The 20,734-nt window shown below is 48.2% G+C and carries 22 protein-coding genes; 6 read left to right on the plus strand and 16 right to left on the minus strand.

Annotation, left to right across the window (positions count from 1 at the left end; all coding sequences use genetic code 11):
• Positions 1–109: 109 nt before the first annotated feature.
• From HP401_RS09215 to HP401_RS09230, 4 genes are all read right to left on the minus strand, one after another.
• Positions 110–1,321 (minus strand): hypothetical protein, encoded by a 1,212-nt coding sequence (locus tag HP401_RS09215; RefSeq protein ID WP_173604817.1) that lies wholly within the window; start codon positions 1,319–1,321, stop codon positions 110–112.
• 136 nt (positions 1,322–1,457) lie between these two features.
• Complete coding sequence (locus HP401_RS09220; RefSeq protein ID WP_015893021.1) at positions 1,458–1,793, minus strand: YuzD family protein; 336 nt, start codon at positions 1,791–1,793, stop codon at positions 1,458–1,460.
• 29 nt (positions 1,794–1,822) lie between these two features.
• The gene (locus tag HP401_RS09225) at positions 1,823–2,956 is read right to left on the minus strand and encodes a bifunctional cystathionine gamma-lyase/homocysteine desulfhydrase (protein WP_015893022.1); all 1,134 of its coding nucleotides are present in this window, start codon (positions 2,954–2,956) and stop codon (positions 1,823–1,825) included.
• Position 2,957: 1 nt separating this feature from the next.
• Complete coding sequence (locus HP401_RS09230; RefSeq protein WP_015893023.1) at positions 2,958–3,881, minus strand: PLP-dependent cysteine synthase family protein; 924 nt, start codon at positions 3,879–3,881, stop codon at positions 2,958–2,960.
• A gap of 195 nt (positions 3,882–4,076) precedes the next feature.
• On the opposite strand from HP401_RS09230, the gene HP401_RS09235 reads away from it, so the two are divergent.
• The gene (locus HP401_RS09235) at positions 4,077–4,304 is read left to right on the plus strand and encodes a NifU family protein (protein ID WP_007715787.1); all 228 of its coding nucleotides are present in this window, start codon (positions 4,077–4,079) and stop codon (positions 4,302–4,304) included.
• Positions 4,305–4,355: 51 nt separating this feature from the next.
• On the opposite strand, the gene HP401_RS09240 is transcribed toward HP401_RS09235, so the two are convergent.
• From HP401_RS09240 to HP401_RS09250, 3 genes are read right to left on the minus strand one after another with little or no spacing between them, the layout of a single operon-like run.
• Positions 4,356–5,276 (minus strand): alpha/beta hydrolase, encoded by a 921-nt coding sequence (locus HP401_RS09240; RefSeq protein WP_173604818.1) that lies wholly within the window; start codon positions 5,274–5,276, stop codon positions 4,356–4,358.
• The gene (locus tag HP401_RS09245) at positions 5,273–6,232 is read right to left on the minus strand and encodes a 2-hydroxyacid dehydrogenase (RefSeq protein WP_173604819.1); all 960 of its coding nucleotides are present in this window, start codon (positions 6,230–6,232) and stop codon (positions 5,273–5,275) included. Before HP401_RS09245 ends, HP401_RS09240 begins: the two co-directional genes overlap by 4 nt.
• Positions 6,189–7,274, minus strand: a complete 1,086-nt coding sequence (locus HP401_RS09250; RefSeq protein ID WP_142497085.1) for a protein kinase family protein — start codon at positions 7,272–7,274, stop codon at positions 6,189–6,191. Before HP401_RS09250 ends, HP401_RS09245 begins: the two co-directional genes overlap by 44 nt.
• 120 nt (positions 7,275–7,394) lie before the next feature.
• Between HP401_RS09250 and HP401_RS09255 the strand changes: the two genes are divergently transcribed.
• A complete protein-coding gene (locus tag HP401_RS09255) occupies positions 7,395–7,910 on the plus strand; it encodes a phosphatidylglycerophosphatase A family protein (RefSeq protein WP_064201376.1) in 516 nt (171 codons plus the stop codon).
• On the opposite strand, the gene HP401_RS09260 is transcribed toward HP401_RS09255, so the two are convergent.
• The 5 genes from HP401_RS09260 to hepT form a co-directional block, all read right to left on the minus strand.
• Entirely contained in the window at positions 7,905–8,684 is a 780-nt protein-coding gene (locus tag HP401_RS09260) for a TIGR01457 family HAD-type hydrolase (RefSeq protein ID WP_173604820.1), read from the minus strand. The genes HP401_RS09255 and HP401_RS09260 overlap by 6 nt on opposite strands.
• A 157-nt stretch (positions 8,685–8,841) precedes the next feature.
• Positions 8,842–10,083 (minus strand): DUF4073 domain-containing protein, encoded by a 1,242-nt coding sequence (locus tag HP401_RS09265; RefSeq protein WP_173604821.1) that lies wholly within the window; start codon positions 10,081–10,083, stop codon positions 8,842–8,844.
• Positions 10,084–10,338: 255 nt separating this feature from the next.
• Positions 10,339–10,905, minus strand: coding sequence for a hypothetical protein (locus HP401_RS09270; RefSeq protein WP_254457037.1), 567 nt, complete (start codon positions 10,903–10,905; stop codon positions 10,339–10,341).
• 106 nt (positions 10,906–11,011) lie between these two features.
• Entirely contained in the window at positions 11,012–11,641 is a 630-nt protein-coding gene (locus HP401_RS09275; RefSeq protein WP_064201373.1) for a helix-turn-helix transcriptional regulator, read from the minus strand.
• A 111-nt stretch (positions 11,642–11,752) separates the two neighbouring features.
• Positions 11,753–12,187 (minus strand): type VII toxin-antitoxin system HepT family RNase toxin, encoded by a 435-nt coding sequence (hepT, locus tag HP401_RS09280; protein ID WP_173604822.1) that lies wholly within the window; start codon positions 12,185–12,187, stop codon positions 11,753–11,755.
• Positions 12,188–12,582: 395 nt separating this feature from the next.
• Here hepT and glpX point away from each other — a divergent pair, with 395 nt between their 5' ends.
• From glpX to HP401_RS09295, 3 genes are all read left to right on the plus strand, one after another.
• Entirely contained in the window at positions 12,583–13,557 is a 975-nt protein-coding gene (gene glpX / locus HP401_RS09285; protein WP_064201371.1) for a class II fructose-bisphosphatase, read from the plus strand.
• A gap of 12 nt (positions 13,558–13,569) precedes the next feature.
• On the plus strand, positions 13,570–13,839 hold the full coding sequence (locus HP401_RS09290; RefSeq protein ID WP_015893034.1) for a DUF3055 domain-containing protein: 270 nt from the start codon (positions 13,570–13,572) through the stop codon (positions 13,837–13,839).
• A 153-nt stretch (positions 13,840–13,992) separates the two neighbouring features.
• Complete coding sequence (locus HP401_RS09295; protein WP_173604800.1) at positions 13,993–14,457, plus strand: hypothetical protein; 465 nt, start codon at positions 13,993–13,995, stop codon at positions 14,455–14,457.
• Between the two features lie 67 nt (positions 14,458–14,524).
• On the opposite strand, the gene HP401_RS09300 is transcribed toward HP401_RS09295, so the two are convergent.
• The gene (locus HP401_RS09300) at positions 14,525–15,190 is read right to left on the minus strand and encodes a YutD family protein (RefSeq protein WP_173604823.1); all 666 of its coding nucleotides are present in this window, start codon (positions 15,188–15,190) and stop codon (positions 14,525–14,527) included.
• Between the two features lie 79 nt (positions 15,191–15,269).
• Here HP401_RS09300 and HP401_RS09305 point away from each other — a divergent pair, with 79 nt between their 5' ends.
• Positions 15,270–16,232, plus strand: a complete 963-nt coding sequence (locus HP401_RS09305; protein ID WP_173604824.1) for a YhcN/YlaJ family sporulation lipoprotein — start codon at positions 15,270–15,272, stop codon at positions 16,230–16,232.
• A 66-nt stretch (positions 16,233–16,298) separates the two neighbouring features.
• Here the strand turns inward: HP401_RS09305 and lipA are convergent, their stop codons facing one another.
• From lipA to HP401_RS09320, 3 genes are all read right to left on the minus strand, one after another.
• The gene (gene lipA / locus HP401_RS09310) at positions 16,299–17,201 is read right to left on the minus strand and encodes a lipoyl synthase (RefSeq protein ID WP_015893038.1); all 903 of its coding nucleotides are present in this window, start codon (positions 17,199–17,201) and stop codon (positions 16,299–16,301) included.
• Between the two features lie 101 nt (positions 17,202–17,302).
• Positions 17,303–19,498 (minus strand): ATP-binding protein, encoded by a 2,196-nt coding sequence (locus HP401_RS09315; RefSeq protein WP_173604825.1) that lies wholly within the window; start codon positions 19,496–19,498, stop codon positions 17,303–17,305.
• On the minus strand, positions 19,495–20,622 hold the full coding sequence (locus tag HP401_RS09320) for a metallophosphoesterase family protein (RefSeq protein ID WP_173604826.1): 1,128 nt from the start codon (positions 20,620–20,622) through the stop codon (positions 19,495–19,497). The genes HP401_RS09315 and HP401_RS09320 overlap by 4 nt, the downstream gene beginning before the upstream one ends.
• Positions 20,623–20,734 lie beyond the last annotated feature (112 nt).

Below are 20,734 nucleotides of genomic sequence, written 5' to 3' on the forward strand. Positions count from 1 at the left end.
GGCCTCCACTAGATGGTAAGTTATTGGCTACATTTACTACTATAGGACGAAGCCTGCTCTATTTCGTTACAGAATGTTTACGAATGATATACAAAAAGTAAACAGCACGTTACTTGACGTTATCCAGTACACTTTTGATAATAGTAGCCGAGTCTTGACGGATGTTCAGATTGTAATGCTCTCTGACCGCATGATAGACGGCATCTACGTTTTTGCTGCTTTTATTCTTGCGATAGGCAGCTACATGCTTGGCAAACTTCGGATGGTGGATGAGATCACGGCTCCAGTCCCATACGCGGGGCTTCATCGCATCCTTGCGTGCTTGATCGAGTATCTGAGGGAATCGCGGGATCATCCATTCACGGATGCTTCTCGCTGCATTTTTGTATTCGGCTGTTCCATGAAGTGCGTAATTTCGATAACTCAAATACGGATCTCCATTCAACAGGATGAACTGTGCCGCGTAGTCGGACAGCATGCTTTCATTCAGCTCCACTTGATAATACTCCCATCCCGAGTCCGTCTTTTTCCCCGGCATAATAAGCGTAATAAAATAAAACAAGTCATCATACGTACTAGAATCCACGTATGGTTCCGGACCAGGGTTCATACTAAGCAGTGTATGCGGATCAAGGTTCATAGTAAGTAGTGTCTGCGGATCAATATACTTTTCTTTGTTTACTACAAAACCAGGCACCCCTACCTCAACAGCCCAGCGAACGGCAACATTCTCCGAATCCTTCAGGTCAATTCCACCATGATAGGGTCGGATCTTCCCAAACATGCGATAAAGTACCGTAGCGACGAATTCCTTTGTCGCTATTCCATCGTCAATCTCGTTTGACATGACGTACCCAGCCTGAACGAGTGGCTGCATACGAGCGTTCATTTCGATTTGCGCACGGGCTTCGCGCACTTTTACCCTCTCATCCGAAAAGTCCTTTCCATTGTCGATCTGTCGGTCCAGGTCTTCCATATTTACGTCTGTGGGATATGCTGGAGGGAGTACTCCGATAAAGTGATAGACATTCCATAGAAAGCCTTTTTTAGAGGTTTGAAATTCATCGCTTTTAACGTGCATGTCATTTATATAGTCATTAGAAGAATAAGGACGTAGTCCAAAAGGTATCGGTTGTGGATTCGCAATCGATACTTCCTGTCTTTTCGAAAACAAGTACTTTTCTGGATTCGGCGGAAGCTCGTATGTAATCATGTAATCAGATTCTGCTTCAGCGATATTTTGAGTGGTAATAGGAGCCAGTATCCCCGTAAAACACAGCGTACAAATTAGCACACCACTCAGTATTGTTTTTCCACCCATACCAAAAACACCCTTCGCTATCAATATGGTTAGTTAGACGTAAAAATGAGCTGTTTGGTTTCGCACAGATTGAAAAAAGCGACCAGGCTCATGCATCTGGTCGCTTTAAAAAATGATTGTCGTTCCCTCTATGCGTTTATTCGGCTTCTGCTGTCGAAGCAATCGGCTGCACGCCCATGCTTTCCAGCTTTTCGTAGATATCCTTTAATTTCGGATTTCCCTCACCGACAATTTCCCCGGAAATTACGACAAGCGGATACCATAAATCTTCCTCGATAATGCGATTCGCCCAGCTTTTGTCATCGTCTGTCTGCGGCTGTTGAAAGTCGCTATAAACGATGCGGATGCTGTCACTCCCATACTTGCGAGAGAGTGCCGCCTCCAGCCATTCGGCTGTTTCCTTTGCAGATGGCAAATTGACGCAGCTTGCGCACAATTGCTCTGTCCCAAAAACCTTGATATCGACAGTCACTATATCCGCCCTCCCCCGGGTCAGCTAGCTTAGGACAATGCTTGGTCGAGGTCCTCGATCAAGTCCTGAACATCTTCAATACCAACAGAGATGCGCACCAAGCCATCCGTAATACCCAGCTCAGCACGGCGTTCTGCCGGGATAGAAGCATGTGTCATGCGTGCAGGTACGCTGATCAAGCTCTCCACTGCACCCAGCGATTCTGCCAGCGTGTAGTATTTTACCTTTGCCAACACTTCGTCAGCACGCTCTGCACTACCTACGTCGAAGGAAATCATGCCACCGAAGCCACGCGCTTGCTTTTGAATCAGCTCATGACCGGAATGGCTGGACAGACCAGGATAAATGACGCGTTTGATGTCGCTGCGCTCAGACAGCCATTTTGCGAGCGTACGAGCATTGTGCTCATGCTCTTCCATCCGAATTCCCAGCGTCTTCATACCGCGCAGCAAGAGCCAAGAATCTTGTGGTCCAAGCACACCGCCAATTGCATTTTGCACAAAATGGAGGTCTTCGCCCACTTGCGCATCTTTTGCTACAACCAGACCAGCTACTACGTCGCTGTGTCCGCCCAAATATTTCGTTGCGCTATGGAACACGATGTCAGCACCGAGATCCAGCGGATTTTGCCAGTATGGCGTCATGAACGTGTTGTCTACTACGAGCAGCACGCCTTTTGCTTTCGCGATTCCTGCCAACGCGCTGATGTCGCTTACTTTCAGCAGCGGGTTTGTCGGTGTTTCCATAATGATTGCTTTGGTTTCCGGGCGAATTGCCGCCTCTACTGCTGCCAGATCACTCGTATCTACATAGGTTGCTTCCAGACCCATACGGGAGAATACACGTGTAACGACGCGGTAAGTACCACCGTATACATCGTCCCCTACTACGAGATGATCGCCTTTGTTGAACATGGAGAGGATGGTAGAGAGTGCCGCCATACCAGAACCAAATGCAAAGCCACGTGCGCCGCCTTCGATTTCTGCGATGTATGTTTCCAATGCGTGGCGGGTCGGGTTCCCGGTACGGGAATATTCGAAGCCCTTGTGAACGCCAATGGCTTCCTGTTTATACGTACTTACCTGGTAAATTGGAACGGATACGGCTCCTGTATGTGGATCTCCATCGATTCCGCCGTGGATCAGACGAGTTTTGATGCGCATCTTAAATTCCCCCCTGGTAAATTTTCTTGCTTAGATAACGTTCGCTGCCGTCGGCAAACAGTGTGACGATATTTGTCCCTGGAGCTGCTTCTCTCGCTTCGCGCAGTGCCGCTGCCATAGCTGCACCTGAAGAACTACCTACGAGCAAGCCTTCCTTGGCAGCCAGCTGCTTGACCAGATCGAATGCTTCCACATCGAGAATCGTGTGAATAGCATTGAAGTAGCTCGTATCCATGAATGGAGGCAAAAACTCCATGCCGATCCCTTCTGTTTTATGCGGGCCGGATTCTCCCCCATTCAAGATGGAACCTTCTGGCTCGACAATAACCGTTTTTACGTTTGGATTTTGTTCCTTCAAGTAGCGAGCTGCACCCATAAAAGTACCGCCAGAACCAGCACCTGCCACAAATACGTTTACTTGTCCGTCCATTTGACTCCAAATTTCTGGACCTGTTGTTTTGTAGTGTGCGTCTGGATTCGCCGGGTTAGCAAATTGCTGTGGAACAAAAGCACCTGGAATGGATTCTGCGAGTTCTTTTGCCTTTGCGATTGCACCCTTAATCCCTAGCTCTGTCGGTGTATTGACGACTTCTGCTCCAAGGGCACGCATCAGCTCTTGCTTTTCCTCGGAAAACTTCGCTGGTACGCAGAAGATGACTTTATAACCTGTTCCTACAGCGGCCAGCGCTACACCAATTCCTGTATTACCTGCTGTCGGTTCAATAATGGTACCACCTGGGGCCAATTGGCCGTTTTCCTCAGCGGCACGAATCAACTCTATGCCGAGTCTGTCTTTTACGCTGCCTCCTGGGTTAAAATACTCCAGCTTGGCGAACAAGCGGACACCCTCTGGAAGCTCAAATTGAGTAATTTCGACGATCGGCGTATTACCAATCAGTTCCTTCACATTGCGAAATACGTTCACGAAGATCTGACTCCTTATATTGAAGTACTTGCTTCTTTCTTTTTCATTATAACATGCAAAGATTACAAAAAGTCCATGCTACTAAACTTCGGTATGCCAGCTGAACTTTAAAGTGTCAACAGGGCATGTAAGCCATGGATTTCTCACCATGGTATGATTATAATAAAGGAGAGGTTGGAAAGGAGTGAATGTAACATGGATATCATGGATCAAGTACAAGAAGTTCTCGATAAACTGCGTCCTTACCTGCAACGTGACGGCGGAGACGTACAACTCGTTGATGTAGAAGATGGCATCGTGAAGCTGCGCCTGATGGGTGCTTGCGGTAGCTGCCCTTCCTCTACCATCACCCTGAAAGCAGGAATCGAGCGTGCACTGGTGGAAGAAATCCCAGGCATCAAAGAAGTTCAACAAGTATTCTAATCCAGTCACATCGACATGAAAGCAGCTACAGCAAATGCGTAGCTGCTTTTTTCATTTCCCCTTATTCATTCCTTTTTCCAAAAAGGCAATCATGCGCTTCCTGTACTCCTCAGGAACTAACGCATAGCTGCGGACGTGACCCGCTCGCGGTACGATCCAAATCTCGGAATCTTCGTCTTGGGTCAGCTCAAAAAGTCGTTCGCTGTTAACCAGTGGGATCGTCGTATCGCCTGTCCCGTGTATAAAAAGAATCGGCTTATTCGCTTGCTGGACTGCCTGATACGGATTGACGTCTCGCGGGTTGGCTCCTAGTAAAACAGGACACAAGGTAAGGATGAGCCAGTTGAATGGAAATCGGGGCAGGCCCGTCCACTGCGGCAAGTTCTCAGCCAAGTACTCACGTAAGGAATAGAACGGTGAATCTGCTACAATCGCTGTGACGCGTTCATCCACTCCGCCAACCATCAAAGAGGTTGCCGCCCCCATGGAAAATCCGACGAGACCAAGTCTGTGCTCGGGCTTCTTCGCTGCTGCAAAATCGATGGCCCCAAGGAGGTCTTGCTGTTCTCGAAGACCAATCGTAGTCAGTGCTTTGCTAGACTCCCCTGCATTGCGAAAATCGAACATCAATACATCAAACCCAGCCTGAACCAGTCTTGCAGCCAGAGACAACGCTGGCAGATGTGGCTCTAATCTGTTTTGACTATACCCGTGAGCAAAGATCAGCGTACTTCCATTCGAAGCCTGCCCATTTTTTTCTGCCGACACGTACCAACCAGCCAACGAAATCTTTGTTTCCCTGCTCGAAAAGACAACGGGCTCCACCTGTTCGATTCCAAACTCTCGGGGTTCCATGTGAATCGGTTTTCTTACAGGATGCGTCAAGCGCCAGGTTACGTGAAACGAAACGGCTACTGCTGCAATCAATAGCAGCACGAAGAGTCCTGTAATCAAAACAAAGAACGTGTTCATACGGCAGTCAGTGGTCCCCTTCCACTGAGCACCTCTACGATATTAGCAGCAGCCAACCTCGCCATCTCCGCCCTTGTTTGTACAGTTGCACTACCGATATGTGGCAATGCGACTACATTCGGCAGTTGCAAGAGCGGGTTATCCATCGGGACTGGCTCGACCGCAAAAACGTCCAGTCCGGCTGCCCAAATTTTTTTATCTACCAACGCCTGATACAGTGCGGACTCATCGACTGTCCCACCACGAGAAACATTGATGAAAACAGCGGTTTCTTTCATGAGCGAAAACTGTTTTTCCCCCATTAACATGCGTGTGTCCTCTGTCAACGGTGTAAGCAGAACGACGTAATCTGACTCTTGCAGAAGCTCCGCCAAATCAGCATACTGTGCTCCTGTCTCTTGCTCAGCCTGCGGTTTGCGCTTCCGGTTGTGATACAGGATTCGCATGCCAAATCCTTTGGCGCGTCTCGCCACAGCTTCCCCAATTCGCCCCATTCCGATAATCCCTAGAGTCGAACCATATACATTTTGCCCAGCCATGAGGGTCGGACTCCACGATGTCCATTCCCCCTGCAATAAAAATCGGTTGGCTTCCGTCAATCGGCGGCCTGTCGCCATCAATAAAGCGAAAGCCAAATCGGCAGTAGACTCTGTCAGGACATCTGGCGTGTTGGTTACGATGACCTCGTGTCGTCTGCACGCTTCCAAATCGATATTGTCGTAACCGACCGCCATGTTCGCCACGATACGGAGTCGTTTTGTACTCGCCAAAAATTCTTCGTCCACTCGTTCTGTCAGCATGGTCAAGACGGCATCTACATGTTTAATCTTTTCCAGCAATAATTCACGCGGGATCGGCGCATTTTTTGTCCATTGCTCGACTTCGGCTACTTTTTCAAGCATCGCGATCACTTCAGGATTGAGTTTCCTCGTAACGAAAACTTGTTGCTTGATCATCTTTTTTCCTCCACAACCAATCAATTTGTGGAATGGATACGTCATAACGCTCAGCAATGAATAACGGGTACTTTCGAAGTCCGTCTTCCATTTTGGTTAGCTCGTCTTCCAACTGCGTTTGCCATGCTTGAATGTTGACTTCCTGGCGCTCCTCTACCGGCAACTCCATATAAGTCTCCACGAGCTTCAAAAACCTGCCTGGGTAGAGCATGAGCGCATAAATCACGGCATATTCGGCTGGCAGCAGAGCAGAGACGCTGTTGTAGCCGTCGAGAAAGCTGGACACAGCCTCTTCATTCCAGCCATTTCGCTTTGTCTCGGCTTTGATCCACTGCCCCACATCTCGCGTACGCATATCAAGAACCCAGTTCCATTCGCCTGCCATTAGACGTACATCCTTCTCTTTCCATAGCATATACCCTTGATCAAAATTTTGGTAGGCTACTTTCCCGAGACTAGCAGTTTCCTTTACGACTTTATCGTAACCAGCATCCAACAAATATTGAACGGACAATTCCCCGAGCTGAGTAATGTACGTGAAGCAGGTCAACAAATATTCATCCATTGGCGCGAGCTCTACATTTTCCTCATCCATTGCATCCCGGTACTCATTAAAATTCCGCAGCTTTTTGTGCCACGTGCTCGGCCAGTTGCCAAGTGAACTGTAGGGGATAAACATCTTGTCAGATGAAAAATCACTCGTGGCCAGATGGAACTTTGCGAGCGACTGCCCACCGGCATAATAGGGATTTTCAGGAACCGCCTCTCGCACACCTCTGTATAAATAGTAAAGCTGCTCATCATCAACGATGTGAGCCTGCCCGCTTGTTGTGTTCACCAGCTTTAACAAGCGAATGTTTTGCTGTTGACTCAAATGCTGTTTGACTTTCTCAATAAATTTGCTTTTGTATTTATATCCGGCTGGCGCCTCGAACATGTAGTAAAGGCCTCGATCGGTTTCCAGTACCTTGCTTGCCCCCGTCGTACGATATCCCTGGAGTTCAAAACCATACTTCTCCTGAAGAAGCTCTTTTTCTTCCATACAGTTGTTCACCCTCCTTGCATACTGCTCTTCTGGCATTGTATGTCGGTAGATCGGGATAGGTGCCTATCTGTATGCAGATACTAGATGCATTCATGCCGAAAAGGAGGCGGGACAAGCATGAGTGAGCATCCACTAAATAGTGAGAGTTGTCTAGATTTCGTTCTTGAGCTGTTGGAAAAACGAGGAGTCAGCATGAACGACATTGCTGAAATTGTCATGTTCCTACAGTCAAAATATATCCCGGACATCACCTTGGACATGTGTCTCGACAGTGTGTCGTCCGTCTTGAAAAAACGCGAGGTCCAAAACGCGTTGCTGACCGGGATTCAGCTCGATATCCTCGCTGAACAAAAGCAGCTGCTTCCCCCGCTCCAGGCGATTATTGAAACAGACGAGCCGCTATATGGCATAGATGAGGTACTCGCCCTCGCCATCGTCAACCTGTACGGAAGCATCGGATTCACCAACTTCGGTTATGTAGACAAGCTGAAGCACGGCAAACTCGCCGATCTCAACGACAAGCGTAATGGTGTCCATACTTTTTTGGACGATCTTGTTGGTGCGGTCGCAGCAGCCGCCTCCAGCCGCATTGCCCACCGCCAGAAGCAGCAGGAAGAATGCGCTGAATCATAGTGAGATTCGCCGCTGCCATTCCGGCAAATCTTCCGCAATATGGGTAGGAGCAGCATGATGCTGGTCTGCTTCTTCGCGCGTGGAATAGCCTGTCAAAACAAGCAAGCTGTCCAAGCCGCTGTTGGCACCTGCCTCAATGTCCGTATATAGATTGTCCCCGACGATCAGCGTGTCAGCCACAGCAGTACCAAGCTGATCCAGTGCGTACTGGACGATAATGGACTCTGGTTTGCCAATCACGATTGGTTTAGTCGCGGAGGCAACGGAGACGGCTGCCACCAGTGAACCATTGCCAGGGAACAGACCAGCATCTGTCGGCAGGGCAGCATCTGCATTTGTAGCGAGAAAAGTTGCTCCTGCACGGATAGCGCGTGCGGCGATCGCCAGCTTTTCATACGTAAAAGCACGATCAATCCCGACGATGACATAAGCCGGATCTTCTTCGGTGATTACATAGCCTGCATCCGTCAGCTGATCATGCAAGCCCACCTCTCCAATCACGTAAACGCGTGTTCCCGCTGGTGCATGCTCTTGTAAATATTTAGTCGTCGCCATGCTCGTGGTATACACGTCCCGAGCCTGTGCTTCTATGCCCATTGCTACCAGCCGTTCTGCGACGTACTGTGCAGAGGCTGAAGAATTATTTGTCAGGAACAAATACGGAATTTGATGAGTTTTCAAGTGGGTGATGAATGCTGCTGCGCCCGGAATCGCTTCTTTTCCCCGATAAATCGTCCCATCCAAATCAAGCAAATAGCCTTTATATGGTTTCACGTTGTTCCATCTCCCATCTGTTGTCGTAAGCCGGTTGAACAGGCTCTCCCCTCTTAGTGTAATCCTTCCTCCTTCCTATCGCAAAAAACAGGAAACGGCCTTCACCGCTTCCTGCTTTTTGTTTAGGACCCGATCGGCCCTATTATTCACAATGTCGTTATTTCTTGAATTTGACCATGATTGGCGTGCCGGCTTCCAGGTTCATTTCCCCTTTATGACGGACATACACGTTCTGGTATCCTGGAAATGTCGGTGGATCTTCGGGATCATAATCCTGCCAGTTTTTTTGCTTGCCAACTGCGTACTCCATGTATTCCGTCGCGTTCACAAGCACATTATTCTCATCATCCGCCTGTACATCCGGCGGCAACTGCTCGATTTTTCCATAACGGATGCTGAGTTGCTTAATTACTTTGTCGTGTTGGTAGTCATACGCTTGGATGACGACATCATTACCGTACACCTGCAAGCGTAGTCCTTGCTTGAAAGCTCCTCCATCCGGCGTGACTTTTTCGCCCCCGTCTGGACCTGCTGACATCCATCCCGTTTCAATGCCTGCCGTGTTTACGACGGTAAAGCCGCGTTTGTCTCCGCCTTTGACTTTCTTTTTGCCTGCCCAATCCGGCAGGTTCAGATCCCAATGGGTGTGGCTCGAAAAGAAAACAACTTGCGGATAGTCTTTCAAGATGTCGAGGAGCTTGTCCACATCCAGGTAATCGTTCGTGTATGGACTTTGTCTGGAGCCCGAGATACTGTCCGGAAGCACATGGTGGGAGAATACAAAAATGGGCTTATTCTTGTCCTTCTTGCTATAACGCTTCAGATTATCTTTCAGCCAATCCAGTTGCTCGTCGCTCATGTAAACTTCATCCCACAATTTTGGATCGTGGTATTTCATGTATTTTTCTGTGCCGAGGAAAAGGAAGGGATATCCATCAATTTCCTTTTGGTGATAGACTTTGTCTTCTCCACTGAATTGGTAAAAGTTATCGAACAGCTCTTCTTCCGTTGTGCCGTTTGGCCATGAACTTTGTGCAAGCGTTTGGGGATTCTTCCACTTCGGCACATAAAACTCATGATTGCCGATGCTGGACCACACGTTTTCGGGATGAGGATTTTTATCGAGCACATCTTGCACGGCTTGATATTCAAAATCGTAACCGCGAGGAGTAATATCACCGTTAATGATCAGCGCTTTGGATTTTGGATTTTCCTCATTGATGTCTTGCAAAACGTGACTAAAATCTCGGAGGTCTCCCTGGATATCACTGATCACGTCAAATGTCATCGTCATCTTTTTCTCAGGAATTTTGTCTTTTGCTTGAGCAAAATCAACGACTGGCAGGATTCCACCCAACAAGATGGCAGAAGCAGCTATACTTGATACCATTTTTTTCATTACGGATCTCTCCTCATCTGTTTTCGTCACGACGCCCATCCGTTCTACCAATACTTTCCTGATATCATTCCACCTTTCTGTTGCTTTTCTGTGTGTTTAGTTGCTCTTTTACATCATAAATAGTAAATGTCCAACATAAAGAAAACGTTAAACCAGCATTAAGATTGCTAGAATGGAGAAAAAAAGGTACTTAATACCTGCCTGATTATAGAAAAAGGCACAGGACGTTAACCGAATCCTGTGCCTGCATCGTTCTTATTTGGGGAATGCCCGAATAACAGTTTCTAGGTCTTTCTTAAATGAATCAGTTTTTTGCTTATCGTTACTGAAAAGCCTATTATCATTTATTCTCCCCATAAGTTCACTTAGTTTCTTTAGTTCATCTTGTTTACCTTGGATCTCCATAAGGTTATTCTCACTTACTAATGACTGAATTTTTTTAATATATTCTTTTTTATTCTGGTACAACATTACGATTTCAGATTGTAATTGTTCATCGGCAATAATCTGTTTTGTTTCTCCATTGGTAAAGATAATGGATGGGAGGAAAAGGGGGTTGGAAATCAAATAGCTATCAATCATTCCTGATAGATATGCCAACCTCTCTTTGTCTTTTACATTGGAGAGTTCTTTCGTAATAAATTCAAACTGATAGGCCGAAGAGCTATGTTGGTGTTTGAATACATCAGTCAGAGTAATTTTGAATTGATTATGCGTAGGCTCCGACGATGTTGTGCTGCAAGAAGCCAAAATGAGGAATAAGCCCAATATGATGGAGAATGATCTCTTCATGAGGTATTTTCTTCCTTTTTTAATTTTCATATTACAATACAACCACTGTATTACACCATCGTTACAGTATTAGGGGAATCTTGTAAACAAAAGAAAAAAATCCACCCGATTCGAGTGGACTGTCGTTATAGCTATTTTATTTCGCTTCCTTGATGTGAAACACGCATTTATCTCCGCCTTTTGCCATGCACGTGGTTTGCTCCACATTGGCTTTCAAAACCCGACGGAACAAGGAAAGCTCACAGCTACACGCTTGGTTGAATTCACGGGCTACTTGTGAGATTGGGCAATTGAACTCCTGAATCCGGTAGCCGTCTCCGTTTTCGTCCTTTTCCCATTCCACCATGTAGCCTTTATCGTTTTGCAGCTCGGCCAACTTGGCTACACGATTTTCCAGGTCGCCTTGCATGTAGGAGCGATAAGTCTCCTCCAAGCGATTCTCGCGGCGTCTAAATAGCATTTCTATTTTGGACAAACCGTCGATTTCCTTTATGTCTTGTAAAAAATCTAATGTCAAATGAGAATAATTGCGCGGGAACAGTTCGTCTGCTTCCTGCGACAATGAATAAACATTCGTTGGGCGTCCCATCGCTTGGCGAACAAGCGTAGACTTGATCAAATTATCTCTCTCCAGGGTGTTCAAATGACGACGTACCGCCATTTCAGTAATCCCCAGCTCGACGGCCATGTCGCTGACAGGGAGTGAACCTTTGACCTTGAGCATATGCAGGATTTGATCACGAGTGGACGTTCCTTCGTTTGTCATACGTATCACCGTCCTTTCTACCTATTGTAGTGGATGAAGACGTTTTAGTAAACAAACGAAAGTCTTTTGTATAAAATATCCGCTACATGGCGATAGACTAAAAACGACTTTTTAAAAAAGTTCTTTTTTCAAGAAGGCTCTTACCTGTGGCTCAAACTGACGAATAGTACTGGTCGCTTCTTCTACCAGACTGTACATCTCATTAACCGGCACACTTGTATAATCATTGACCAGATGCTTGCGGAAATCAGTTACACGTGTCAGGATCAAAGCCTGTTCATCCGTGATGACTTGCTCATCCCGCAAAATTTCCACGATGTCGCTGTAGCTTCCTGGATCTCGCATAATGAATCCGTCGATCAGCGCGTTTCCGACATCCACTATTCCTTCGATAGACAAGTGCAGGGCTCGCTCCATCGCAGCAACAGCTACTTCATCTGCCAAAACCTCTTTGGCTCCTCGTTCACTGAGCTTGTCCAACAGATCCAGCATACGAGACATATGTTCCAATACTTGGTCGATTCGTTTTGTATTCACGTCGTACATATATTTCTCCTTACTTTCGCTTTTTTGATTTGCGTTTTGAGTAGTAAACAGTAAACACAAATGTTAGCACCAGGACGAGAAGCACCAATTCCCCTTCCTGCAAATAGGAATTGCTCACCGGTTTCACCTCTTTTCATCCCTCAGTATACCAAATTTGTACGACCTGTCACGAATCGCGTTCGTCTTTTGATCACGTAGTTGTACCGGGGGATTATTCGACATCGAAAGTGGCGTTCACCTTTCAAAGTCCGGTGCTCATGTAGATCCCCTACACTCCGCTCCTCCTTTTCAGGTTCTCGCCACTTTCTCGGTGCTGAAAAGACGAATCAGTGATAACTTTATGTTACAATGATGGGGTGAATTTTTGTCGGCAAGCATAAGGGGAGGAACACACTGTGGAACGCGAATTGGCACTGGAAATTGTGCGGGTAACGGAAATGGCTGCACTCGCCTCTTCTCACTGGATGGGACGCGGGAAAAAGAATGAAGCAGATGGAGCAGCGACCAGCGCCATGCGCGCCATGTTTGACACGATCAACATGAGGGGTACCGTCGTTATTGGCGAAGGTGAACTGGATGAGGCCCCCATGCTCTATATCGGTGAAAAGCTCGGTAACCAGGAAGCAGACGGGCCTGAGGTAGATGTGGCAGTTGACCCGCTAGAAGGAACGACGATTGTCGCGAAGGGTCACAACAATGCCATGTCTGTTATCGCCATCGGAGACCGTGGCACCCTGTTGCATGCACCAGACATGTACATGATGAAAATGGCCGTCGGCAAACGTGCTGCCGGACAAATCAACCTTTACGATCCCGTGGATAAAATGATAGAGGTTGTAGCAAAAGCAAACAACAAGCGCGTACAAGATGTGACGGTCATTATTCAGGAACGTGACCGCCATCAGGCGATAATTGACGCCATTCGTGAAAAGGGTGCGCGCGTGAAGCTTTTTGGAGATGGCGATGTGGGTGCAGCGATTGCTGCCTGTCTGCCGCATACAGGGATTGACCTGTTCTTGGGGATCGGTGGTGCGCCGGAGGGCGTAATCAGTGCCGCAGCGATCAAGTGCCTAGGTGGCGACATGCAAGCCCAGCTCAAGCCACAAAACGACAGCGAACGCGAGCGTTGCATCAAAATGGGGCTCGATAATCCGGAGCAGCTCTTGACGCTAAACGATCTGGTCAAAGGGGACGACGCCATTTTTGCGGCAACAGGCGTTTCTGATGGAGAGCTGTTGCAAGGTGTACGCTACCTCGGCGATGATATGGTGGAAACACATTCGATCGTCATGCGTGCCAAAACCAAAACCATTCGCTTTGTCCGCGCTGTACACAATACCGAACACAAACCAAATCTTTTATGGAAGTAGAGGGACACCTACATGGCAAATGATTTGTTCTACTTGTACGACGAAGCCGAGGATACTCGAACGCGCTTTGTCAGCTTCACGGGGGAAGCTACGCGTTTTGACCTCGCGATTACAACGACCAACCGTTTTTATGGGAAGGCGATTGTCATCAACATTCAAAATGGACGCTCCGCAATTATTGGACATGATGATCTGGAAGAAGAAGGCTATCTGGAATTCGCGTTCAACTTGAATGAGAGTGAAGCCGAAGAATTGAAAGCATTTTTGGAAGCAGCCATTTAATTCATCAAAGGAAGAGCCATTGCGGGCTCTTCCTTTTTTTATTGATAACCTCCGCCCATTTCCTGATGGACAATGCTCCTTACAGGCGTATGCCTCGTATACTGCTACTGCACAGATGCACAGACAGATAACGAGAGGAGTGCGAATCGCATCATGCAATCTTATCCATACGACCAAAGCTCTTATGACCAAAGTTCTTATGACCAAAGTTCTTATGACCAAAACCAATACGATCAAGTCCAATATGATCAAAACGAATACGATCAAAACCAATTTGTTCCTGCACAATATGACCAGCCACCTTATTACTCATCAGGCCAGGATTTTCAATACATTCCAGAAGATCAGGCTCACCCAGTCTTTTTCCGTAGAAGACGCGGTCCTGAGGTCGTTGTCGTCCCACAGCCATATCCTTGGTGGGGATGCAGTACTTGCTGGCCTGGTTATTGGCCCACATGGGGCTGGCCTGGTTGGGGTCCCGGTGGTTTTGGTGGACCTGGTGGCTTCGGTGGACCTGGTGGTTTGGGTGGACCCGGCGGTTTCGGTGGACCCGGCGGTTTCGGTGGACCCGGCGGTATCGGTGGACCCGGTGGTTTTGGCGGACTCGGTGGTTTTTAAATCGCAAAACGAAAAGAGCCCTGACATCCAGGGCTCTTTTTTATGCGGCGGTTATTCTGATTGATTTTTAGGACTCACGCTTTGGTGTATTTGGTCCTGTTGGGACTTTATCGCGCTCGCGATTGGGTTTGAATTGATTGGGACGGCGCTCTCGTGAGTTGGAATCCTTGCCATTTTTATCAGGGCGATCCTTTTGGAACTTTGGCTTCTCCCCACGTTCGTTTCTCCCTGCCCCATTGCGATCGGCGCCAGCATTGTTCTGGCGATCCTGTTTATTTTGACGCGGGTGATAACGTCTACGTTCTTTTCGTTCTACATAAGGCGAAGAGCTACCCTCTTCACGAGGAATGTCCTGACGAATATCAATGATGGTATCAAAACCATCTTCGTCTTGCCCGCTTTGGTCGTCACCATTGCCAACGTTTGCTTTTACCTTGCGCAAAACGAAGTACGGACAACCAAAATTGCAGAACTCATGCAGGTACTCATCCAAAGCGGCGATCCGCTGCTCGAACGGTACTTTGCGATTAGCGTCAATATAAAACCCACGAAGACGAAGCTGACCATAGCCCCAGTCCCCTACAATATAATCGTACTTGTCGAGGATGTCGCTATAGCGCTCCTTGAACGCCTCAAGGTTCCAGCCGTCTCGATTTACTTCCATGACTTCATAAGTACCGGCTTGCGTGCGAATCAAACTCGCTTCCTCCTTACGCATGTATACTACGTCCATCTTATCATATTTCACGCAACATGAGCTAAATTTCCCACGATAACTGACCTGTGCCTTTGGACATTCTATCGTGTAGGGGGTGTTACCATTGAAAAAGACATGGTTGTATCCTGCAATTGCAGGTATTGTGCTGTTGGCTTCTGGTTGTGCAAATAATGCTGCGCCTAATTACACGCATCCGAACAAGACGATGTCGAACCAGTCTGCTCCGCACGTCCGAAATTTTGATGGAATGCACGTCCGTAACTACGATGGCATGCGCTCGACGAACATTGATGGGTATCATCATACCCGTAATTACACTGGTGCTGGCACCACTAGTCTCGACGGGCTCCACGTCCGCAACTACGACGGCACTCGTGATGGACTTCATGTTCGCAATGGCATGGGACTGACCAACAATGCTGGGAATAACTATGGTGCATATCCAAATGGTACTTACCCACATGTAAACAACTACAACGCCTACACGAGTGGAATGAGACCGTACAATGCCTTTACGGATCATAAAGCTGGTATGGGTACAGCGGGTGTTTACAATGCGCCAACTGGTACAAACCATTCCATTTACCAGCAGCATGGTACAAACCGCGGTGGAGCAGGTGTCATGCAAACTGGAATGCCACACATGGGCTATGTGCAGACTGACCGTCAGCATATGAGAACTGCCAGTGTAACAAACGTCTATGTAGACCGTGAAGCATTGGCAAAAGCTGTAGGGAATGTCACTGCTAGCTGCCCTGGCGTACAGCGTTCTACCGTCTTGGTAACGGACAAAGAAGTTTTTGTAGGCTTGCATACACAAGGAGCAGATGCGCACACAGCGAAAAAACAGGCAAGAATGAACGCCGAATCGGTTTCACCACGCTATTACAAAGTGTATGTCACCGATAATCCGAATGACATTCAAGAAATCGCTCGTGTAGCAAGTCGCTCCAGCAATGTGAGTACAGCGCGTACAGAAGATGCGAGAAGCATTGACACGCTCGTCAAGCGTATGGGTGGAGCATCTCATAACGTGAAGACAACAACCAGCCGCTAAACGCCTCTCCCCCAAGTAGTGAAAAACCCCCTCAACGCTCTTATGGGCGGTTGAGGGGGTTACTTATTATTGCGCTTTCGGCATGGATTCTTTTGCAATCGTTTCCTTCGCGGCACTCGCCTGCTCGTGAGCGTGATACGAACTGCGCACCAATGGTCCTGACTCCACGTGGCTAAAACCACGATTCATGCCTTCATCCTTCAAGCGAGCAAATTCATCTGGATGGTAAAACTTTTCTACTTTCAAATGCTTCTTGGTCGGTTGCAAATACTGACCAATCGTCATGATGTTGACGTCGACAGAACGCAGGTCATCCATCGTTTCAATGATTTCCTCCATCGTCTCGCCTACGCCAATCATCAGACTGGACTTCGTCGGAATGCTCGGCTGGAATTCCTTCGCCTTTTTCAACAGTTCCAGCGTCCGATCGTATTTGGCTCTTGCCCGTACGCGATCTGACATCCGGCGAACCGCCTCAATGTTGTGGTTGAGTACGTCAGGCTTTGCGTCCATGACCACTTTTAACGCATCCCAGTTCCCCATAAAATCGGGAATCAATACTTCTACGGAAGCAAACGGCAGTCGACGACGAATCGCACGAATCGTATCGGCAAAAATCTGTGCGCCTCCATCTGCCAAATCATCACGAGCAACGGAAGTAACAACGACATGCTTCAAACGCATTTGTTCGGCTGCTTCTGCTACACGTTCCGGTTCAGCTGTATCCAGCTCCGTCGGTAATCCCGTTTTTACTGCACAAAACCGACAGGCACGGGTACATATATCACCCAAAATCATGAAAGTTGCTGTACCGCTTGCCCAGCATTCATGAATGTTGGGGCATTTTGCTTCTTCACAAACGGTATGTAACGTCTTCGTGCGCATGGTTTGCTTAAGCTCTTTAAAGCTGGCTAGTTCTGATCCTGAAACAAGGTTGATCTTGAGCCACTCCGGCTTGCGTTGCGTCATAGGGCTCACTCCTCATGTGACATCATGGTACAAGACAATAACAATTTCCATTATAGAGGTTGGATTTCGGAGGGGCAACCTCTTTCCTACCCCGGAAACAATTACCCGATTCGGTGAACGGCATGGCCTTCCTCTTGGCGAAGCAATGGCGCAAGCATGCGCAGCTCTCGCTCATGACAGGTGAAAAGAAACACTTGATGTTCGTGTGCCAGCATGGTGACATAGTCAAGCGTTCGACGAAGGCGTTCTTCATCATAATGGACAAAATGATCATCGAAAAAGAGAGGCAATGGCTCCGCCTGCTTGGCATGATGCATCAAGGCTAAACGCTGGGCAAGGTAAAGCTGATCGATGGTCCCAGTGGAGCATTGGTCCTGCTCGAGCACCATTTGTTTGGTCGGCGCAAGCAAACGAACGGCAAATCCGTCACGGGGATCGAGTCTGACATCTCGATACGCTCCCCCTGTAATATGCTCGATGATCTCCGAAGCCTGCTGATTCACAGCGGGTGTGCTATCTCGCCGCCATTCCCCTACTGCCTCCTGCAGCATTTCCCGAGCCAGCTGAAGGGCATCCCGCTTATTTTGCAGCTGACGAAGTGCTGCCTGCGCTTCCTCAAGCTCATCCGTTGCGCGAGATAATGACAGGCTCTCGTGAACCGCCATCTCCCCACTTCCTCTTGCCATTTGTTCCCGCAGCTCCTGCAGTCTCTCCTCAATTCCTGCCATCTCGATGCGTAATTTGCCTTGCTCGGTTTCAAGCACGTTTCTTTCCTGATCCAGCAAGTTGCGAAGTGCCTCACCCCAGCTAACAGACAAATCAGCTTCCTGCTTCGTTTTCGCCATTTCCGATAGAAGCTGCTCAGATTGTTGCTTGTTTGTGCTTTTCAGTAGCCCTTCCCGTCTTTCCAAAAATGTATCCCAATTACTCGCACCCCATCTCTGAACGAGTGTGGCGATCTCAGCATCGATGGAAGCGATCTCTTCTTGTACCTTTTGACTATCCTGTACCGCATCTTGATCTGCTGTCTGTTTGACTCCGCCCGTACTCCCGCCTACTCGCAGCAAGAAAACCCCAAAGCCAAACAGCAACAACGCGACGGTCGCAGAAATCCCTCCCAGAATGGGATGTCCACTCACGAAGCCGATTAACCCGAGAACAGACAATATCCCTGCGCCGCCCCACATAAGGGCAGCTCCCCGTCTCCTTTTTGCCTGATTGCCTTGTCGGGAGCTACGTGATGCTGATCTTCGCGGACTTGTAGAAAGGGCAGATACAGCCAATGTCGCCAAACGAATATGCAGTGCTTCTCGCTGTTTGAGCAATTGTGTTCCTTTTTCATAATCGTGCTGTAAGGGGATAAGCTGGTCATCCATCTGTTGTACGGCTACCGTCGGCATGTTTACCTGCGTGAGACCGCGTTTTGCCTCTTGATGAATGGCCAACTCGCCCTCTGAATGAGCTGTTTGCTCCCACCACTCCCAGTCTTGTTGACTGACAGGAGCATGGCTTCGTTGCCAGCGTTCCTGCAACGCCTTTGCTTGTCCAATCGAACGCTCCAAATGCTGCTGCAATCGGCTTCGCCGCAGTTCTAATTGCTGACATTCTTCTTTCGCTTCCGCTATTTGCAGCGTCAGTTGGCTGATTGTTCGCCAAGCTACCTTTGCGTTTTCTTTCTCCTGCTCTTTTTGAGCTACCTTCGTAGCGGCTTTTCCCAATAGTGTATTTTCAGCCCATTCTTTTTTTCCGATGAGGGTAACCTCTCGATCCAGCTCGGCCAAAATTTGTTGGACAGCCGGATTGGCTTCTTCCGCAGTCGTAAAAGTCGGAATCAAATGCTCAGCCGCTTGAAGCGGTTCCCTCCTGATCCACGTCAAATCTGTAAATAGACTGCGTGTAAGGCCCGTATGCTTTTCGATAAAATTCCGTTCCTTGCGCCTGTCTTCCAAATAAAGCTCAGTCAGCTCCGTCCATTCGGGGTCCAAAAAGAGGCGTGCCTCCTCCCTTTCCTTCGTCAATTGACGGTGCAGACGATAGGTTTTGCCCGCTAATTTGTATGTAATGATCGTTTCATATGAGCCACTCTGCCACGGACGGTACTTTTCATATTCAGGCAAGTATCGCGCCGTTTTGACGTAATCGCGTTTCATTCCATATAAGGCAGCGAAAATACCTTGTAGGATAGTTGATTTTCCTGACTCATTGGGGGCATAAAACAAATTGATGCCTGGAGCAAACCGAAAGGAAGCATCCTGCCATTTTCCGAAGCTCCCCAGCACTAACTCCTCTATTTTCATCGAATGCTCCCTCCAATCCGCGCCAAAGCCTCTTGCTTGGCTAGCCTGACGATTTCTCGCTCGTCCTCATTTTGCGCACGGGACTCCGCCTCTGCCAGTTTGGAAAGCCATCTCCCCCAGACGCCACCATCTGCGATCAGCTTGTCCTCATCCACATCAGGCCAGGTCTGGTCTGCCAGCTGCAACAAAAAAAATCGGGAAAATCGCTGTTGAAGGACGGACAAGGGAGGTTGAAAATGGGCTGCTCTCTCCCCTATTAGCGTGATGTACATCATATCGGAGTCTTTTTCCTCTATGAGTTGCTGCTCCATTCGATCAATGAGCTGCTCAGTTGTTTCGACTCCATTCGCTTTGATTTCCAGCTTTTGAATTTTGCGTGACTGGACAGGAATCGCCGTCAGCTGCAACCTACCATCATGATCCAGCTCTCCATACAAAACATGTCGTTCTCCCGCTTCTTTGCTCGTCAATCCTTCTGGAGAGCCTGGGTAAGCTGCGAACGGTTGTTTTTTGACAGGATGTATGAATGATTCCGGCTTGTGAATGTGTCCCATCGCAACATAATCCATGCCCGTCTGTACAAGTTGCTGCAAGGTGACAGGCGCATACGGATGATGCTCTCCTTCTCCTGAATTGGAAAGCACACTGGCATGCAGAACCATCAGATGATGGGTATACCCTTCCAATTTTCCTGGAAATGTATCGAGTGGCGACTCGTACACATGTGGCTGCCCGAAGCCCCAGCCGTAAATCACGCATGACTTTTCGGGAAATTCATATACTCCCCACTCGGGTGTAAACCAGTAGACGTTCCCCGGCCATTCCAATGTTTGATAAAACGAATCCGCTCGCCACGGATCGTGATTGCCAGGTGCGATCACGACAGGGGTTGGTGCGATGCTGGCAAAAAGATCACGTAAAAACAAGGCAGTGGATCGTCTTCCCCCGTGATATTCCAGCAAATCTCCAGCAATGAGCCAGAAGTCTGCTTCCTTTTCCTGAACGAGGTCACGGATTCTTTTCATCGTTTGACGAAAATCATCCTGACGCAGCTCGTAGCGCTCCCCCAACATTTGAAGCGGCGCATCCAGATGGACATCCGCTGTATGAATAAATGACAGCACGATCATTCCCACTCCTCACATGAAACAGACGAACATATTTTCCCTTTATGATACAGAGGAAAAGGCTGGATGAAAAGCATCTCTCAGAACGAAAAAACTTCCGCCAGCAATG

It is taken from the genome of Brevibacillus sp. HB2.2, from assembly GCF_013284275.1.
GTDB classification, from domain to species: Bacteria; Bacillota; Bacilli; order Brevibacillales; family Brevibacillaceae; genus Brevibacillus; species Brevibacillus brevis_D.